Consider the following 15,113-nt stretch of genomic DNA (forward strand, 5'->3'; position numbering starts at 1 on the left):
CAGCGATTATACGCGCAATGACGAAAACCCTCACCCCTTCGATTGCTGTAGCGAATGTCATCAAAGCCTGTCACAGGGCTGAACGACTGCTTGCCTGGCCTTGGGGCGGTGGCGTCAGCGGTGCTATAGTTCGCCGCTATTCGGCCTGGCAGGGGCGCTTGTGCCTTCCTGATGGAGGCTGGCGTCCACTAGGACGAGGCTGCACTAGCAAGGAGTCTAGATGAGTGTGGATAGCGCCTACGCGGTCGAGTTGAAGGGGGTTACCTTCAAACGCGGTTCGCGCAGCATTTTCAGCAACGTCGACATTCGCATCCCGCGCGGCAAGGTCACCGGCATCATGGGGCCATCGGGTTGCGGCAAGACCACGTTGCTCCGCCTGATGGGCGCGCAGCTGCGCCCCTCCAGCGGTGAGGTATGGGTTGCCGGGCAGAACCTGCCGACCCTGTCGCGCAGCGACCTGTTCGATGCCCGCAAGCAGATGGGCGTGCTGTTCCAGAGTGGTGCACTGTTCACCGACCTTGATGTGTTCGAGAACGTCGCGTTCCCGCTGCGCGTGCACACCCAGCTGTCGGAAGAAATGATCCGCGACATCGTGCTGATGAAGCTGCAGGCCGTGGGCCTGCGCGGTGCCATCGACCTCATGCCCGACGAGTTGTCCGGTGGCATGAAGCGCCGTGTGGCGCTGGCACGGGCAATTGCCCTGGACCCGCAGATCCTCATGTACGACGAACCGTTCGTCGGCCAGGACCCCATTGCCATGGGCGTACTGGTGCGCCTGATCCGCCTGCTCAACGATGCCTTGGGCATCACCAGCATCGTCGTCTCCCACGACCTGGCGGAAACCGCCAGCATCGCCGACTACATCTATGTGGTAGGCGACGGCCAGGTGCTGGGGCAGGGCACCCCTGACGAGCTGATGGGCTCCGACAACCCACGGATTCGCCAGTTCATGAAGGGCGACCCGGACGGCCCGGTACCCTTCCACTTTCCTGCGCCTGACTACCGCGCCGACCTGCTGGGAGCGCGTTGATGCGCAAAAAATCCTTACTCGAACGTGTACGCCTGCTGGGGCGTTCGGCCATCGACGTGCTGGCCGTGCTGGGGCGTTCGTGCCTGTTCCTGTTCCATGCGCTGGTCGGCCGTGGCGGCATCGGCGGCGGCTTCCAGTTGCTGACCAAGCAGCTGTATTCGGTAGGCGTGCTGTCGCTGGCAATCGTTGTCGTGTCCGGTGTGTTCATCGGTATGGTGCTGGCGCTGCAGGGCTACAGCATCCTGACCAAGTACGGTTCGGAGCAGGCGGTGGGGCAGATGGTCGCCCTGACCCTGCTGCGGGAGCTCGGCCCGGTGGTGACGGCGTTGCTGTTTGCCGGCCGTGCAGGTTCTGCGCTGACCGCCGAAATCGGCAACATGAAGTCCACCGAGCAGCTGTCGAGCCTGGAAATGATCGGCGTCGACCCGCTCAAGTACATCGTCGCGCCGCGCCTGTGGGCCGGCTTCATCTCGCTGCCGCTGCTGGCGCTGATCTTCAGCGTGGTAGGCATCTGGGGTGGCTCGTGGGTAGCCGTGGACTGGCTGGGCGTCTACGAGGGCTCGTTCTGGGCCAACATGCAGAACAGTGTTTCGTTCACTGACGACGTGCTCAACGGGCTGGTCAAGAGCCTGGTGTTCGCCTTCGTCACAACCTGGATCGCCGTATTCCAGGGGTACGACTGTGAGCCCACCTCAGAAGGGATCAGCCGTGCCACCACCAAGACCGTGGTCTATGCCTCGTTGGCAGTGCTGGGTCTGGACTTTATTCTGACCGCCTTGATGTTTGGAGATTTCTGATGCAAAACCGCACCCTGGAAATCGGTGTCGGCCTGTTCCTCCTGGCCGGGATCCTGGCGCTGCTGCTGCTGGCCCTGCGTGTCAGCGGGCTGTCGGCCAGCCCGAGCAGCGATACCTATAAAGTTTATGCCTACTTCGACAATATCGCCGGTTTGACGGTCAGAGCTAAAGTGACCATGGCCGGTGTGACCATCGGCAAGGTCACCGCCATCGATCTGGACCGCGATTCCTACACCGGTCGGGTAACGTTGCAGTTGGACAAGACGGTAGACAACCTGCCGACCGACTCCACTGCCTCGATCCTGACCGCCGGTTTGCTTGGCGAGAAGTACATCGGCATCAGCGTGGGCGGTGAAGACCAGGTGCTCAAGGATGGCGCGACCATCCACGACACCCAGTCGGCACTGGTGCTGGAAGATCTGATTGGCAAGTTCCTGCTCAACTCCGTTGGCAAGGAACCGAAAGAAGCGCAACCGGCTAATTAAGGAGTTTCCATGATTTCGATCCTGCGACGTGGCCTGCTGGTTTTGCTGGCGGCTTTCCCCCTGCTGGTCGTGGCCGCGCAGTCGCCCCACGATGTGATTCAGGGCACCACCACCGAACTGTTGGGCGACCTCAAGGCCAACAAGGAACAGTACAAGTCCAACCCTGGCGCCTTCTACGATGCACTTAACCGCATCCTCGGCCCGGTGGTGGACGCCGACGGCATTTCCCGCAGCATCATGACCGTCAAGTACTCGCGCAAGGCCACGCCTGAGCAGATGCAGCGCTTCCAGGAAAACTTCAAGCGTAGCCTGATGCAGTTCTATGGCAACGCGCTGCTCGAATACAACAACCAGGGCATCATCGTCGACCCGGCCAAGGCCGATGACGGCAAGCGCGCCAGTGTCGGCATGAAGGTCACCGGCAACAACGGTGCCGTTTACCCGGTGCAGTACACCCTGGAAAACATTGCCGGCGAGTGGAAGGTGCGTAACGTCATCGTCAACGGCATCAACATCGGCAAGCTCTTCCGTGACCAGTTCGCCGATGCCATGCAGCGCAACGGCAACAATCTGGACAAGACCATCGACGGCTGGGCCGGCGAAGTGGCCAAGGCCAAGCAAACCGCGGACAGCTCGCCTGACAAGGAAGTGAAATGAGTGATGCCGGTGTGAGCATGGCCGAACCAGGCGTGCTGCGCCTGGCTGGCGTGCTGGATTACCGCAGCGGCCCGGGCTTGCGCAAGCAAGGCAAGGCGTTGATCGAAGCGTCTCGCGAGCCACGCCTGGTGCTGGATTGCTCGGCTGTCGAGAAGTCGTCGAGTGTCGGCCTGTCGCTGTTGCTGGCGTTCATTCGCGATGGTCAAGCCGCCGGCAAGGCCTTCGAGGTGCGCGGCATGCCCGACGACATGCGGGAAATCGCCGAGGTTTATGACCTCGATGAAGTGCTGGCGAGCTGATGGCCCGCCACTGATTGAGGCCCCTCGGTCAGCGCACGCCCTCGGTGGGCTTCGCAGGCGAGGGGCTTTTTTGTATGATGGCCGACCCGTGCGCATCGGGCGCCGATTGAGGTTGAGCATGCAGGCCCTAGAAGTTAAGAGCTTCCTTGAAGAAAAATTGCCGGGATCCCTGGTTGAAGTTGAAGGCGAAGGCTGCAACTTCCAGTTGAACGTGATCAGCGACGAGTTGGCTGGCCTGAGCCCGGTCAAGCGCCAGCAGGCGATCTATGCTCACCTTAATCCCTGGATCGCCAATGGCAGCATCCACGCGGTAACCATGAAATTTTTCAGCAGCGCAGCCTGGGCTGAGCGCACCTGAGCCAACTTGGCGGCGAGACTCCAATGGACAAACTGATTATTACTGGCGGCGCTCGCCTTGACGGCGAGATCCGCATTTCGGGCGCGAAGAACGCAGCCCTGCCGATTCTGGCGGCGACCCTGCTGGCCGATGGCCCGGTCACCGTGGGCAACCTGCCGCACCTGCACGACATCACCACCATGATCGAGCTGTTCGGCCGCATGGGCATCGAGCCTGTGATCGACGAAAAGCTGTCGGTGGAGATTGACCCACGCACCATCAAGACCCTGGTTGCGCCTTACGAGCTGGTCAAGACCATGCGCGCCTCGATCCTGGTGCTGGGCCCCATGGTTGCCCGTTTCGGCGAAGCCGAAGTGGCCCTGCCTGGCGGTTGCGCGATTGGTTCGCGCCCGGTCGACCTGCACATCCGCGGCCTCGAGGCCATGGGCGCGAAGATCGAAGTGGAAGGTGGCTACATCAAGGCCAAGGCGCCTGAGGGTGGCCTGCGCGGCGCGCACTTCTTCTTCGACACCGTCAGCGTCACCGGTACCGAGAACATCATGATGGCTGCTGCCCTGGCCAAGGGCCGCAGCGTGTTGCAGAACGCCGCACGCGAGCCTGAAGTGGTCGACCTGGCCAACTTCATCAATGCCATGGGCGGCAATGTCCAGGGCGCGGGTACCGACACCATCACCATCGATGGCGTCGAGCGCCTGCACTCGGCCACCTACCGCGTGATGCCGGACCGCATCGAGACAGGTACCTACCTGGTCGCTGCTGCCGTCACCGGTGGCCGCGTCAAAGTCAAGGACACCGACCCGACCATCCTTGAAGCCGTACTGGAAAAACTCAAGGAGTCCGGTGCCGACATCAACGTCGGCGAAGACTGGATCGAGCTGGACATGCACGGCAAGCGGCCGAAAGCCGTCAACCTGCGTACCGCCCCGTACCCGGCGTTCCCGACCGACATGCAGGCGCAGTTCATTTCGCTGAACGCCATTGCCGAAGGCACTGGCGCGGTGATCGAGACCATCTTCGAAAACCGCTTCATGCACGTTTACGAAATGCACCGCATGGGCGCGCAGATCCAGGTCGAAGGCAACACTGCCATCGTCACTGGCGTCAAGTCGCTCAAAGGCGCACCGGTCATGGCCACCGACCTGCGTGCTTCCGCCAGCCTGGTGCTGTCGGCGCTGGTTGCAGAAGGCGATACCCTGATCGACCGCATCTACCACATCGACCGTGGTTACGAGTGCATCGAAGAGAAACTGCAGATGCTCGGCGCAAAAATCCGCCGCGTACCGGGCTGATAGCCCGCAGGTGCAAGGATGCACCTTTCGAATTGAATGCGGCCAGGTCGATGACCTGGCCGGCAGCAGCCGCTTAAGGACCGACGTTCCAATGTTGACCATCGCGCTTTCCAAAGGCCGTATTCTCGACGACACCCTGCCGTTGCTGGCCGAGGCCGGTATCGTGCCGACCGAGAACCCGGACAAGAGCCGCAAACTGATCATCCCCACCACGCAGGACGATGTGCGCCTGCTGATCGTGCGTGCCACCGACGTGCCGACCTATGTCGAGCATGGTGCCGCCGACCTGGGTGTGGCCGGCAAGGACGTGCTGATGGAGTACGGCGGCCAGGGTATGTACGAACCCCTGGACCTGCAGATTGCCCAGTGCAAGCTGATGACTGCCGGCGTGGTCGGCGCAGCCGAGCCCAAGGGCCGCCTGCGCGTGGCCACCAAGTTTGTCAACGTAGCCAAGCGCTACTACGCCGAACAGGGCCGCCAGGTCGACATCATCAAGCTGTACGGCTCGATGGAGCTGGCACCGCTGATCAATCTCGCCGACAAGATCATCGACGTGGTCGACACCGGCAACACCCTGCGTGCCAACGGCCTGGAACCCCAGGAGCTGATCGCCACGATCAGCTCGCGCCTGGTGGTCAACAAGGCCTCGATGAAAATGCAGCATGCCCGTATCCAGAGCCTGATCGACACACTGCGTAACGCGGTCGAATCGCGACACCGCGGCTGACTCCTGAGCGCGGCCTTCGCTGTCGCGCCCGTCTATCCGCGTCATAGCCACTTTTCTCGGGTGCCCGCGCGGATGGACTGGTAGCCTAGGGCGCCTGAGCATTCGCTAATAATCGAGGCCCTCGCCATGACCGTGTCCACTGCAATTGCCCGTCTCAACGCTGCTGATCCGGATTTCGCCCGACATCTGGATCATCTGCTGAGCTGGGAAAGTGTGTCTGATGACGCGGTCAACCAGCGCGTGCTCGACATCATCAAGGGCGTGCGCGAGCGCGGCGATGCAGCACTGGTGGAGTTCACCCAGCGTTTCGACGGCGTTGCCGCCAACAGCATCGATGACCTGATCCTTGGTCGCGAGCGCCTTGAACTGGCCCTGACCCGCATTACCCCGGTGCAGCGTGAAGCCCTGGAAAAGGCCGCCAACCGTGTGCGCATGTACCACGAGCGGCAGAAGCAGGACTCCTGGCAGTACACCGAGGCCGACGGCACGGTGCTGGGCCAGAAGGTAACCCCGCTGGACCGTGCAGGCCTGTATGTGCCGGGCGGCAAGGCGTCGTACCCGTCGTCGGTGCTGATGAACGCCATTCCGGCCAAGGTTGCCGGCGTGGCCGAAGTGGTGATGGTAGTGCCGACCCCACGTGGTGAGGTCAACGAACTGGTGCTGGCCGCCGCCTGCATCGCCGGCGTCGACCGCGTGTTCACCGTCGGTGGTGCGCAAGCTGTCGCGGCGCTGGCCTACGGCACCGAAAGCGTGCCGCAGGTGGACAAGATTGTCGGCCCGGGCAACATCTACGTGGCCACTGCCAAGCGCCACGTGTTTGGCCAGGTAGGCATCGACATGATCGCCGGCCCGTCGGAAATCCTCGTGGTATGTGACGGCCAGACCGACCCGGACTGGATCGCCATGGACCTGTTCTCCCAGGCCGAGCACGACGAGGATGCCCAGGCCATCCTGGTCAGCCCGGATGCCGCGTTCCTCGACCGCGTTGCCGCCAGCATCGACAAGCTGATGCCGACCATGGAGCGTGCCGATATCATCGAGAAATCGATCAACGGTCGCGGCGCGCTGATCCAGGTGCGTGACATGCAACAGGCCATGGATGTGGCCAACCGCATCGCCCCGGAGCACCTGGAGCTGTCGGTGGCCGACCCGCAAGCCTGGTTGCCGCACATTCGCCACGCTGGCGCGATCTTCATGGGCCGCCACACCAGCGAAGCGCTGGGCGATTACTGCGCCGGCCCCAACCACGTGCTGCCTACCTCCGGCACCGCGCGGTTCTCGTCGCCGCTGGGGGTGTATGACTTCCAGAAGCGTTCGTCGATCATCTTCTGTTCCGAGCAGGGCGCGTCCGAGTTGGGCCACACCGCTTCCGTGCTGGCCCGCGGCGAGTCGCTGACCGCCCACGCCCGCAGCGCTGAATACCGTATCCTGACCCAAGAGAAGGGGAACTGAGCATGAGTCGATTCTGGAGCCCCTTCGTCAAGGATTTGGTGCCTTACGTGCCGGGCGAGCAACCCAAGCTGGCCCGTCTGGTCAAGCTCAACACCAACGAAAACCCCTACGGCCCGTCGCCCAAGGCGCTGGAGGCCATGCGTGGCGAGCTGAACGACAACCTGCGCCTGTACCCGGACCCGAACGGCGACCGGCTAAAGCAGGCGGTTGCCGAGTACTACGGCGTAACCCCGGGGCAAGTGTTTGTCGGCAACGGCTCGGACGAGGTGCTGGCGCACATTTTCCACGGCCTGTTCCAGCACGATGCACCGCTGCTGTTCCCGGACATCAGCTATAGCTTCTACCCGGTCTATTGCGGCCTGTACGGTATTGCTTTCGAGCAGGTGGCGCTGGATGAGCAGTTCCAGATCCGCATCGAGGACTACAACAAGCCCAGCGCCGGCATCATCTTCCCCAACCCCAACGCGCCGACTGGCTGCCTGATGCCGCTGCAGGCGGTGGAGCAGTTGCTGCAGGCCAACCGTGACTCGGTGGTGGTGGTCGACGAGGCCTACATTGATTTCGGTGGCGAGACGGCCATCAGCCTGGTGGATCGCTACGACAACCTGCTGGTGACCCAGACCCTGTCGAAGTCGCGCTCCCTGGCCGGCCTGCGGGTTGGCCTGGCGGTCGGGCACCCGGACCTGATCGAGGCGCTGGAGCGGATCAAGAACAGCTTCAACTCCTACCCGCTGGACCGTGCGGCGATCGTTGGCGCGGCGGTGGCGTTTGAAGACCGCGAGTACTTCGAGCAAACCTGCCGCAAGGTGATCGACAGCCGCGAAGTGCTGGTCGGGCAGCTTGAGGCCAAGGGCTTCGAGGTACTGCCTTCGGCCGCCAACTTCATCTTCGCGCGCCACCCGCAGCAGGATGCCGGCGAGCTGGCAGCACGTCTGCGCGAGCAAGGTGTAATCGTGCGTCACTTCAAGCAGCCACGCATTGCTCAGTTCCTGCGCATTACCATCGGTACGCCAGAGATGAACCAGGCGCTGCTCGATGCGTTGAACTGATTGCATCGCCACTCAGGCTGACGCATCACCCTGTAGGAGCAGCCTTGTGCTGCGAAGAGGCCGGTAAGGCAAGAGACTTTCTTTGGCTGCAATGGCCTCTTCGCAGCACAAGGCTGCTCCTACAGGGCTTTTGTTAACCTTGAAATCGACGCAGGACTGCTCCAGCACGGCTTAATAGCTGCTCTCTTCGATAACAAATGCCTTGGCCGCTGGCCGGTTGCGCACCGCCGTCGGCGTGCCATCAAGCACCAGCACGTAATCGTTCTGCTTCTCCATCCCTTGCGGATCAGTCCATTGCCCGTCCTTGGCCGGTACCTGTGCAACCACTTGCCCGTTCTTCAGAATCGTCAGGTAGCCAGTGGCATTGCTGTTCCAGCGTAACCGTCCCTTGTGTTCATCGGCCCGAGCCTTGCGCGCACCGGTTTTTCCCAGCAAAGGCGTGCCATCCAGTAGCCATTCCGGCTGCAGCGTCAGGCCCATGTGGCGTAGCACAGTGGGTGCTACCGAAGTCTGCGCGGGAAGGCCGTACAGGTTGTTGGGCCCTGGCATTTCCGCAGGAATGCTCAGCTCGGTCAGCTCCTGATTCAGCGGCTTGTTGCTGGCGATGAAGATGCTCTTTTCCTGCTCCGAAGCGCTGCCATGGCCTTTCCCCCAGTAATCGCGCCCATGGTCTGTGCTGATGATCACCAGCCAGTCTTCCTGCGGGTGCAGGCGCCGGCGTTCGTCGACCTTGTCCAGCAAATGCCCGATCTGGCTATCGAGTGTGCGCAACGCCTGCTGATAGTGATCGCCAAAGCCACTGTCGTGCCCGAGCTGGTCTGCCGCATCCAGCTGAATGAATGTGAAGTCGGCGGGCGTGTTGGCAAGGATTTGCAGCGTTCGCTCAATTACCCGCGCATCTGACAAACCACTCTCGCGTACATCGGCACCATGGGCATCTTCCAGCAGGAATGCCGTGTTCAGCGGTGACCAACCCACCACACTGGACAGGTAAGCGTTGGGCATGGCCAAGCGCAGCCGTTTGAACAGGCTGGGAAACGCCGGATCTACCCGCAACGACTCGGTATCCGAGTCGACGCCATGCTTGTTGCTCCAGACGCCGGTAAGCAGCGTGACCCAGCCCGGACCGCTCAAGGTAGGCTGCTCGCTGGCGCTGCCGTTGATTCCGCCAGCGTAGGCCTTGCCGTAATACAGCCGTTGATTCAGGTTGGTGGCGTCGCCCAACAGCAGGTATTGCTCCAACTGCACACCGTCCAGCCCGATGAGCAAGGCTTTGGGGCGGCTGGGGTGTCTGGCCGGATCGCAACCCGGCAGCATTGCCAGAAACAGCATTAACAGCAGGCTCGCCAGTCGCATGTAAGTACACCCCTGAAAAAACAATGCGAGCGTTGCAACAAAGGGTTTTCTTCACAACTGGCAGAAATACCAGGTGGTTTGCGGCGTTACCCGGCATCCAGTAAGCTGTGCCAATTCATCGGATGATTGGTTGAGTAAGATGAGCACTGAGTTGACCAAGCGTTCCCTGGTCGAACTGGCCGTGGAGCGCATGCGCGAGCGCATCGTGTTGGGCGACTGGCAAGTCGGCCAGCGTTTGCCCACCGAGCCGGAGCTGGCCCTTCAGCTGGGCATTAGCCGCAACACTGTGCGTGAGGCCATGCGCGTGCTGGCGTTCAGTGGCCTGGTGGAAATTCGTCAGGGCGACGGCAGCTACCTGCGCACGGCCCAGGACCCATTGCAGGCGGTGCAGGCAATGTCCCGCTGCACCCCCGAGCAGGCCCGTGAAACCCGCCATATCCTCGAAGCCGAGGCCATTGGCCTGGCGGCGTTGCGCCGCACGGATGCCGACCTGCAAGCGCTGCGCGAGGCCCTGGCCGGCAGTGCCGGGCACTTCCACGGGAATGTCGATGCCTATGTGGCGTGTGACCTGGTGTTTCACCAGCGGCTGGTAGATGCCGCCCACAACCCGGCATTGAGCGAGCTGTACCGGTACTTTTCCGGGGTGGTGGCTGCCGCTCTTCAGCACAACATGGCGACCGTGCCCCGTTGCCAGGCCACGTTCGATCTGCATGGGCAGATCCTCGATGCCATCGAACAACGTGATGCGGAGCGGGCCAAGCGCCTGAGCCGTACCCTCATCGAATCCTGACTCCGAGAAGGCCATGGCTGAATCCATCACCCGTAACAACCCGCGCAACGAGCGGGATCTCGATGAGCTGCTGATCGACGCTGAAGCGGACGACGAGCAGGTGCAGCAACAGCCTGTGGTATTGCGGCGGCCCTGGCTGTTGCTGCTTGGCCTAGTGCTGGTGGCATTGAACCTGCGCCCTGCATTGTCGAGCATGGCGCCGGTGCTGGGGCAGGTTGCCGAAGGCCTGGGGCTGAGTGCTTCGCAGGCCGGGTTGCTGACCACCTTGCCGGTGCTGTGCCTAGGGCTGTTCGCCCCACTGGCGCCGGTGCTGGCGCGGCGTTTTGGCAGCGAGCGGGTGATCCTGGGCATCCTTGTCACCCTGGCGCTGGGCATCGTTGTGCGAAGCGCCTTTGGGGCTATCGGGGTCTTCCTTGGCAGCCTGATGGCGGGGGCCAGCATCGGAATTATCGGCGTGCTGTTGCCGGGTATCGTCAAGCGCGACTTCCCGCAGCACGCTGGCACACTGACCGGTGTGTACACCATGGCGTTGTGCCTGGGCGCAGCGATGGCAGCCGGTGCCACCGTACCTTTGGCCCAACATTTTGACGGCAGCTGGGCGCTGGGGCTGGGCTTCTGGGTGCTACCGGCCTTGATGGCCATGCTGGTGTGGCTGCCGCAGGCCCGTCAGGGGCATGGCCTGCACAAGGTGGCCTATCGCGTGCGTGGCCTGTGGCGTGACCCGCTGGCCTGGCAGGTGACCCTTTACATGGGCCTGCAGTCATCACTGGCTTACATCGTGTTCGGCTGGTTGCCATCGATCCTCATCGGTCGCGGCCTGAGCCCGACCGCGGCGGGGCTGGTGTTGTCGGGGTCGGTGATCGTGCAGCTGGTCAGCTCGCTGAGTGCGCCTTGGCTGGCCACTCGCGGCAAGGACCAGCGGCTGGCGATCGTGCTGGTCATGCTGATTACCTTGGCTGGCCTGTTCGGTTGCCTCTATGCACCGGTGTCGGGGCTGTGGGGATGGGCCGTGGTGTTGGGCCTGGGGCAGGGCGGAACCTTTGCCCTGGCGCTGACCTTGATCGTGCTGCGCTCGAAAGATGCCCATGTGGCCGCGAACCTGTCGAGCATGGCCCAGGGGGTAGGTTATACCCTGGCGTCGATGGGGCCCTTCGCTGTGGGCCTGGTGCATGACCTCACAGGGGGCTGGGCGGCAGTAGGGTGGATTTTTGCTGTGCTGGGGGTAGGTGCAATCGTGTTCGGGCTGGGTGCCGGGCGGGCGTTGCATGTGCAGGTGACCAGCGAAAAAGTTTGAGACTGGCATAAGCCATCGGGGCAGATTATCGTGCTGCTTTCGACCCCAGGACGGACCTGCCCCATGAGTGACGCCAACCGCGACCTGATCACCCGCTTCTACCAGGCCTTCCAGCGCCTGGACGCCGAGGGCATGGTCGCTTGCTACAGCGACGATATCGTTTTCAGCGACCCGGTTTTCGGCACCCTGCGCGGCAAGGATGCGGGGGACATGTGGCGGATGCTCACCACCCGCGCCAAAGACTTCACCCTGGCATTCGACAGTGTGCGCGCCGACGAGCGCAGCGGCGGCGCGCACTGGGTAGCGACCTACCTGTTCAGCCAGACCGGCCGTATTGTGGTCAACGACATCCAGGCCCGCTTTGTGATCCGCGATGGGCTGATCTGCCAGCATGACGACACCTTCGACCTGTGGCGCTGGTCGCGGCAGGCGTTGGGTGTGCCGGGTATGTTGCTGGGCTGGTCGCCACTGGTGCAGAACAAAGTACGCTTGCAGGCATTCAAGGGATTGCGCGCATTCCAGCAGGCCCAAGGTGAGTGATGCCCTTGAGACGGTTGTTGGCAAACCCTGGTATGTCTACCTGGTAAGGGCTGCCAACGGCTCGCTGTACTGCGGCATCAGTGATGACCCGCAGCGCCGGTTTACCGCGCATCAGAAAGGGCAGGGCGCGCGTTACTTCAAGACCAGCCCGGCCCAGGCGCTGGTGTATGTCGAGCAATGGCCGGACAAAGGCGAAGCGTTGCGCCAGGAGCGGTTGGTGAAGCGGCTGCGCAAGTCGGCCAAGGAGGCGCTGGTGGCCTCCTTCAGCGGCCTTGGGGGTATCAGTCCTTGCGCCGCTTCAGCTGATCCACCAGGGTTGTAGGCAAGCCCTTGATGATCAAGGTCCCCGCCTCTTCGTCATACTCCACCTTGTCGCCCAGCAAGTGCGCCTCGAAGCTGATCGACAGCCCCTCGGCACGCCCGGTGAAGCGGCGGAACTGGTTGAGGGTGCGCTTGTCTGCGGGGATTTCCGGCGACAGGCCGTAATCCTTGTTGCGGATATGATCGTAGAACGCCTTGGGCCGGTCCTCGTCGATCAGGCTGGACAGTTCTTCCAGCGTTACCGGTTCGCCCATTTTGGTCTGGCTAGTCGCGTATTCGACCAGGGTCTGGGTCTTTTCGCGGGCGGACTCTTCGGGCAAGTCTTCGCTCTCGACGAAGTCACTGAAGGCCCTGAGCAGGGTGCGGGTTTCGCCCGGGCCGTCGACGCCTTCCTGGCAGCCGATGAAGTCGCGGAAATAGTCCGAAACCTTTTTGCCGTTCTTGCCCTTGATGAACGAAATGTACTGCTTGGAATTCTTGTTGTTCTTCCACTCCGACAGGTTGATGCGCGCTGCCAGGTGCAACTGGCCAAGGTCAAGGTGGCGCGAAGGGGTCACATCAAGCTCGGCGTTCACCGCCACGCCTTCACTGTGGTGCAGCAGGGCAATCGCCAGGTATTCGGTCATGCCTTGCTGGTAGTGAGCAAAAAGGGTGTGGCCGCCGGTGGACAGGTTGGACTCTTCCATCAGCTTTTGCAGGTGCTCCACCGCCACGCGGCTGAATGCGGTGAAGTCCTTTTCCTCGTCGAGGTACTGCTTCAGCCAGCCGCTCAGCGGATACGCCCCGGACTCACCGTGGAAGAACCCCCAGGCCTTGCCTTGCTTGGCGTTGTAACTATCGTTGAGGTCTGCCAACAGGTTTTCGATGGCGTCGGAAGCCGCCAGTTCGGCGTCGCGGGCGTGCAGTACAGCAGGGCTGCCATCGGGCTTTTTGTCGATCAGGTGAACGATGCAATGACGGATTGGCATGGGATTCTCGGCGAGCTGCAAAAGGCGTCAAGTTTACCCTAGACACAAGGTGATGCAGTGGCCGTATGTTGGCGGATATGTCGGTTGTTCGTTTTTTGTTCAGTTTTGTGCGTTTTAGGCTAAAACCCCCGAAAAACCTGCATTAAATCGAAGTGCGCAGCGGATATTTATCCATTCCTGTGGTAGTTTTGCGCGGTCTTGCGCCCCTCGTATGGCGCAGTGCTGGCAGCGTGCTGTCGTCGTGTCGAACCAAACGCCGATTTACGTATCTACATACGCGATTGGCGCGGCCCTCCACTGTAAGGGGCTGGCCCGATAACGTCGTAGTTCGCTGCATAACCATCGAATTTGATAGGGAAGGAACATCACCATGGCATTGACCAAAGACCAACTGATTGCCGACATCGCCGAATCGATCGCCGCGCCAAAAGCCACCGCTAAAAACGCTCTGGAGCAACTGGGCCAGATCGTTGCCGACCAACTGGAAAACGGCGCTGAAATCACTCTGCCAGGCATCGGCAAGCTGAAAGTCTCCGAGCGTCCTGCCCGTACCGGCCGCAACCCTTCGACTGGCGCTGCCATCGAAATCGCTGCCAAGAAAGTCGTCAAGTTCGTTCCAGCCAAAGTGCTGACCGATGCCATCAACAAGTAATTGTTGAAGCGTTGACAAAAACCGCGCCTGGCTTGCCAGGCGCGGTTTTTTCATGCCTGTGATTTACGCTGGGCGTGCCAGGCCTGGCGCGCGGCGTCGTCATGGAAGCTCCAGGCGACCATGCGGCTCTGTTTCTGCCCCTGGCCCATCTCGATGATGCGTACGGCCTTGGCACCGGCCTTTTTCAACGCAGCGTCTATCCCCGGCAGGTTGCTGACCTTGGACACCAGGCTGGTAAACCACAGCACCCGCTTGGCGTACTGCACGCTTTCGCCAACCAGTTGGGTGACAAAGCGGATTTCGCCGCCTTCGCACCACAATTCATTGTTCTGGCCCCCGAAGTTCAGCACCGGCAGCTTGCGCTTGGGGTCCTGCTTGCCGAGGTTTTTCCACTTGCGCTGGCTGCCGCGGGTGGCTTCCTCGCGCGAGGCATGGAAGGGCGGGTTGCACAGGGTCAGGTCGAAGCGGTCGTCATCCTGCAGCAGGCCGCTGAGGATATGCGCGCGGTTGGCCTGCTGGCGCAGGGTGATGGCCTTGCCCAGGCCATTGGCCTGGACGATGGCCTTGGCCGAGGCCAAGGCCATCGCGTCGATGTCCGAGCCGAGGAAGCGCCAGCGGTAGTCGCTGTAGCCCAGCAGCGGGTAGATGCAGTTGGCACCCACGCCGATATCCAGCGCACGCACCTGTGCGCCTTTGGGCACCTCACCGGCATTGTCGTCGGCCAGCAGGTCGGCGGCCGCGTGGATGTAGTCGGCGCGACCGGGAATGGGTGGGCACAGGTAATCGGCGGGGATGTCCCAGTGCTGGATGCCGTACTGGGCCTTGAGCAGGGCGCGGTTGAACACCCGCACGGCTTCGGGGTTGGCGAAGTCGATGCTGGGTTTGCCGTGGGGGTTGGTGATGGTAAAGCGCGCCAGGTCAGGGTGGGCCTTGATCAGGCTGGGGAAGTCGTAACGGCCCTGGTGGCGGTTGCGCGGGTGCAGGGTGGGTTTGTCTTGGGTCATGCTCGGGTCCGGTGCTGCATGTGCTGGCCAGGCGGCCGCTGTGCG

The 15,113-nt window shown here is 62.2% G+C and carries 18 protein-coding genes; 15 read left to right on the forward strand and 3 right to left on the reverse strand.

What is annotated here, in order from left to right; translation table 11 throughout:
* Nucleotides 1–220: 220 nt before the first annotated feature.
* The 10 genes from SB756_RS10690 (at nt 221) to hisC (ending at nt 8,143) form a co-directional block, all read left to right on the forward strand.
* Entirely contained in the window at nt 221–1,030 is an 810-nt protein-coding gene (locus SB756_RS10690) for an ATP-binding cassette domain-containing protein (protein ID WP_016501329.1), read from the forward strand.
* Entirely contained in the window at nt 1,030–1,827 is a 798-nt protein-coding gene (gene mlaE / locus SB756_RS10695; RefSeq protein WP_016501328.1) for a lipid asymmetry maintenance ABC transporter permease subunit MlaE, read from the forward strand. Before SB756_RS10690 ends, mlaE begins: the two co-directional genes overlap by 1 nt.
* Nucleotides 1,827–2,312: an outer membrane lipid asymmetry maintenance protein MlaD gene (gene mlaD, locus SB756_RS10700; protein WP_016501327.1), complete on the forward strand. Its 486-nt coding sequence runs from the start codon at nt 1,827–1,829 to the stop codon at nt 2,310–2,312. The genes mlaE and mlaD overlap by 1 nt, the downstream gene beginning before the upstream one ends.
* 9 nt (nt 2,313–2,321) lie before the next feature.
* A complete protein-coding gene (locus SB756_RS10705; RefSeq protein WP_341797658.1) occupies nt 2,322–2,969 on the forward strand; it encodes a phospholipid-binding protein MlaC in 648 nt (215 codons plus the stop codon).
* Nucleotides 2,966–3,268 carry a lipid asymmetry maintenance protein MlaB gene (locus SB756_RS10710; RefSeq protein ID WP_016501325.1) on the forward strand — a complete coding sequence of 101 codons (303 nt, stop codon included), beginning with the start codon at nt 2,966–2,968 and terminating at the stop codon, nt 3,266–3,268. The genes SB756_RS10705 and SB756_RS10710 overlap by 4 nt, the downstream gene beginning before the upstream one ends.
* 118 nt (nt 3,269–3,386) lie before the next feature.
* Entirely contained in the window at nt 3,387–3,626 is a 240-nt protein-coding gene (locus SB756_RS10715; RefSeq protein ID WP_016501324.1) for a BolA family protein, read from the forward strand.
* 23 nt (nt 3,627–3,649) lie between these two features.
* Complete coding sequence (gene murA, locus SB756_RS10720) at nt 3,650–4,915, forward strand: UDP-N-acetylglucosamine 1-carboxyvinyltransferase (protein ID WP_016501323.1); 1,266 nt, start codon at nt 3,650–3,652, stop codon at nt 4,913–4,915.
* Nucleotides 4,916–5,006: 91 nt separating this feature from the next.
* On the forward strand, nt 5,007–5,642 hold the full coding sequence (gene hisG / locus SB756_RS10725; protein WP_410910803.1) for an ATP phosphoribosyltransferase: 636 nt from the start codon (nt 5,007–5,009) through the stop codon (nt 5,640–5,642).
* A gap of 126 nt (nt 5,643–5,768) precedes the next feature.
* Complete coding sequence (gene hisD / locus SB756_RS10730) at nt 5,769–7,094, forward strand: histidinol dehydrogenase (protein ID WP_016501321.1); 1,326 nt, start codon at nt 5,769–5,771, stop codon at nt 7,092–7,094.
* 2 nt (nt 7,095–7,096) lie between these two features.
* Nucleotides 7,097–8,143 carry a histidinol-phosphate transaminase gene (gene hisC / locus SB756_RS10735; RefSeq protein ID WP_410910804.1) on the forward strand — a complete coding sequence of 349 codons (1,047 nt, stop codon included), beginning with the start codon at nt 7,097–7,099 and terminating at the stop codon, nt 8,141–8,143.
* A gap of 171 nt (nt 8,144–8,314) precedes the next feature.
* Here hisC and SB756_RS10740 read toward each other — a convergent pair whose 3' ends face one another.
* On the reverse strand, nt 8,315–9,499 hold the full coding sequence (locus SB756_RS10740) for an alkaline phosphatase family protein (RefSeq protein ID WP_410910805.1): 1,185 nt from the start codon (nt 9,497–9,499) through the stop codon (nt 8,315–8,317).
* A 139-nt stretch (nt 9,500–9,638) separates the two neighbouring features.
* Between SB756_RS10740 and SB756_RS10745 the strand changes: the two genes are divergently transcribed.
* From SB756_RS10745 to SB756_RS10760, 4 genes are all read left to right on the forward strand, one after another.
* Nucleotides 9,639–10,289: a FadR/GntR family transcriptional regulator gene (locus tag SB756_RS10745; protein WP_016501318.1), complete on the forward strand. Its 651-nt coding sequence runs from the start codon at nt 9,639–9,641 to the stop codon at nt 10,287–10,289.
* A 13-nt stretch (nt 10,290–10,302) separates the two neighbouring features.
* Entirely contained in the window at nt 10,303–11,583 is a 1,281-nt protein-coding gene (locus SB756_RS10750) for a CynX/NimT family MFS transporter (protein WP_410910806.1), read from the forward strand.
* A gap of 63 nt (nt 11,584–11,646) precedes the next feature.
* Nucleotides 11,647–12,123, forward strand: a complete 477-nt coding sequence (locus SB756_RS10755; protein WP_016501316.1) for a nuclear transport factor 2 family protein — start codon at nt 11,647–11,649, stop codon at nt 12,121–12,123.
* Complete coding sequence (locus SB756_RS10760; protein WP_258911672.1) at nt 12,116–12,445, forward strand: GIY-YIG nuclease family protein; 330 nt, start codon at nt 12,116–12,118, stop codon at nt 12,443–12,445. Before SB756_RS10755 ends, SB756_RS10760 begins: the two co-directional genes overlap by 8 nt.
* Here SB756_RS10760 and yejK read toward each other — a convergent pair.
* Nucleotides 12,405–13,412 (reverse strand): nucleoid-associated protein YejK, encoded by a 1,008-nt coding sequence (gene yejK / locus SB756_RS10765; protein ID WP_016501314.1) that lies wholly within the window; start codon nt 13,410–13,412, stop codon nt 12,405–12,407. The two genes, SB756_RS10760 and yejK, sit on opposite strands and share 41 nt — an antisense overlap.
* A gap of 370 nt (nt 13,413–13,782) precedes the next feature.
* Here yejK and SB756_RS10770 point away from each other — a divergent pair, with 370 nt between their 5' ends.
* Entirely contained in the window at nt 13,783–14,064 is a 282-nt protein-coding gene (locus SB756_RS10770) for an HU family DNA-binding protein (RefSeq protein ID WP_003255106.1), read from the forward strand.
* Between the two features lie 50 nt (nt 14,065–14,114).
* Here SB756_RS10770 and rlmF read toward each other — a convergent pair whose 3' ends face one another.
* Nucleotides 14,115–15,068 carry a 23S rRNA (adenine(1618)-N(6))-methyltransferase RlmF gene (gene rlmF / locus SB756_RS10775; protein WP_341797663.1) on the reverse strand — a complete coding sequence of 318 codons (954 nt, stop codon included), beginning with the start codon at nt 15,066–15,068 and terminating at the stop codon, nt 14,115–14,117.
* Nucleotides 15,069–15,113: the final 45 nt, after the last annotated feature.

This window comes from Pseudomonas sp. SIMBA_068, from assembly GCF_046534705.1.
In the GTDB taxonomy this organism is placed as follows: Bacteria; Pseudomonadota; Gammaproteobacteria; order Pseudomonadales; family Pseudomonadaceae; genus Aquipseudomonas; species Aquipseudomonas putida.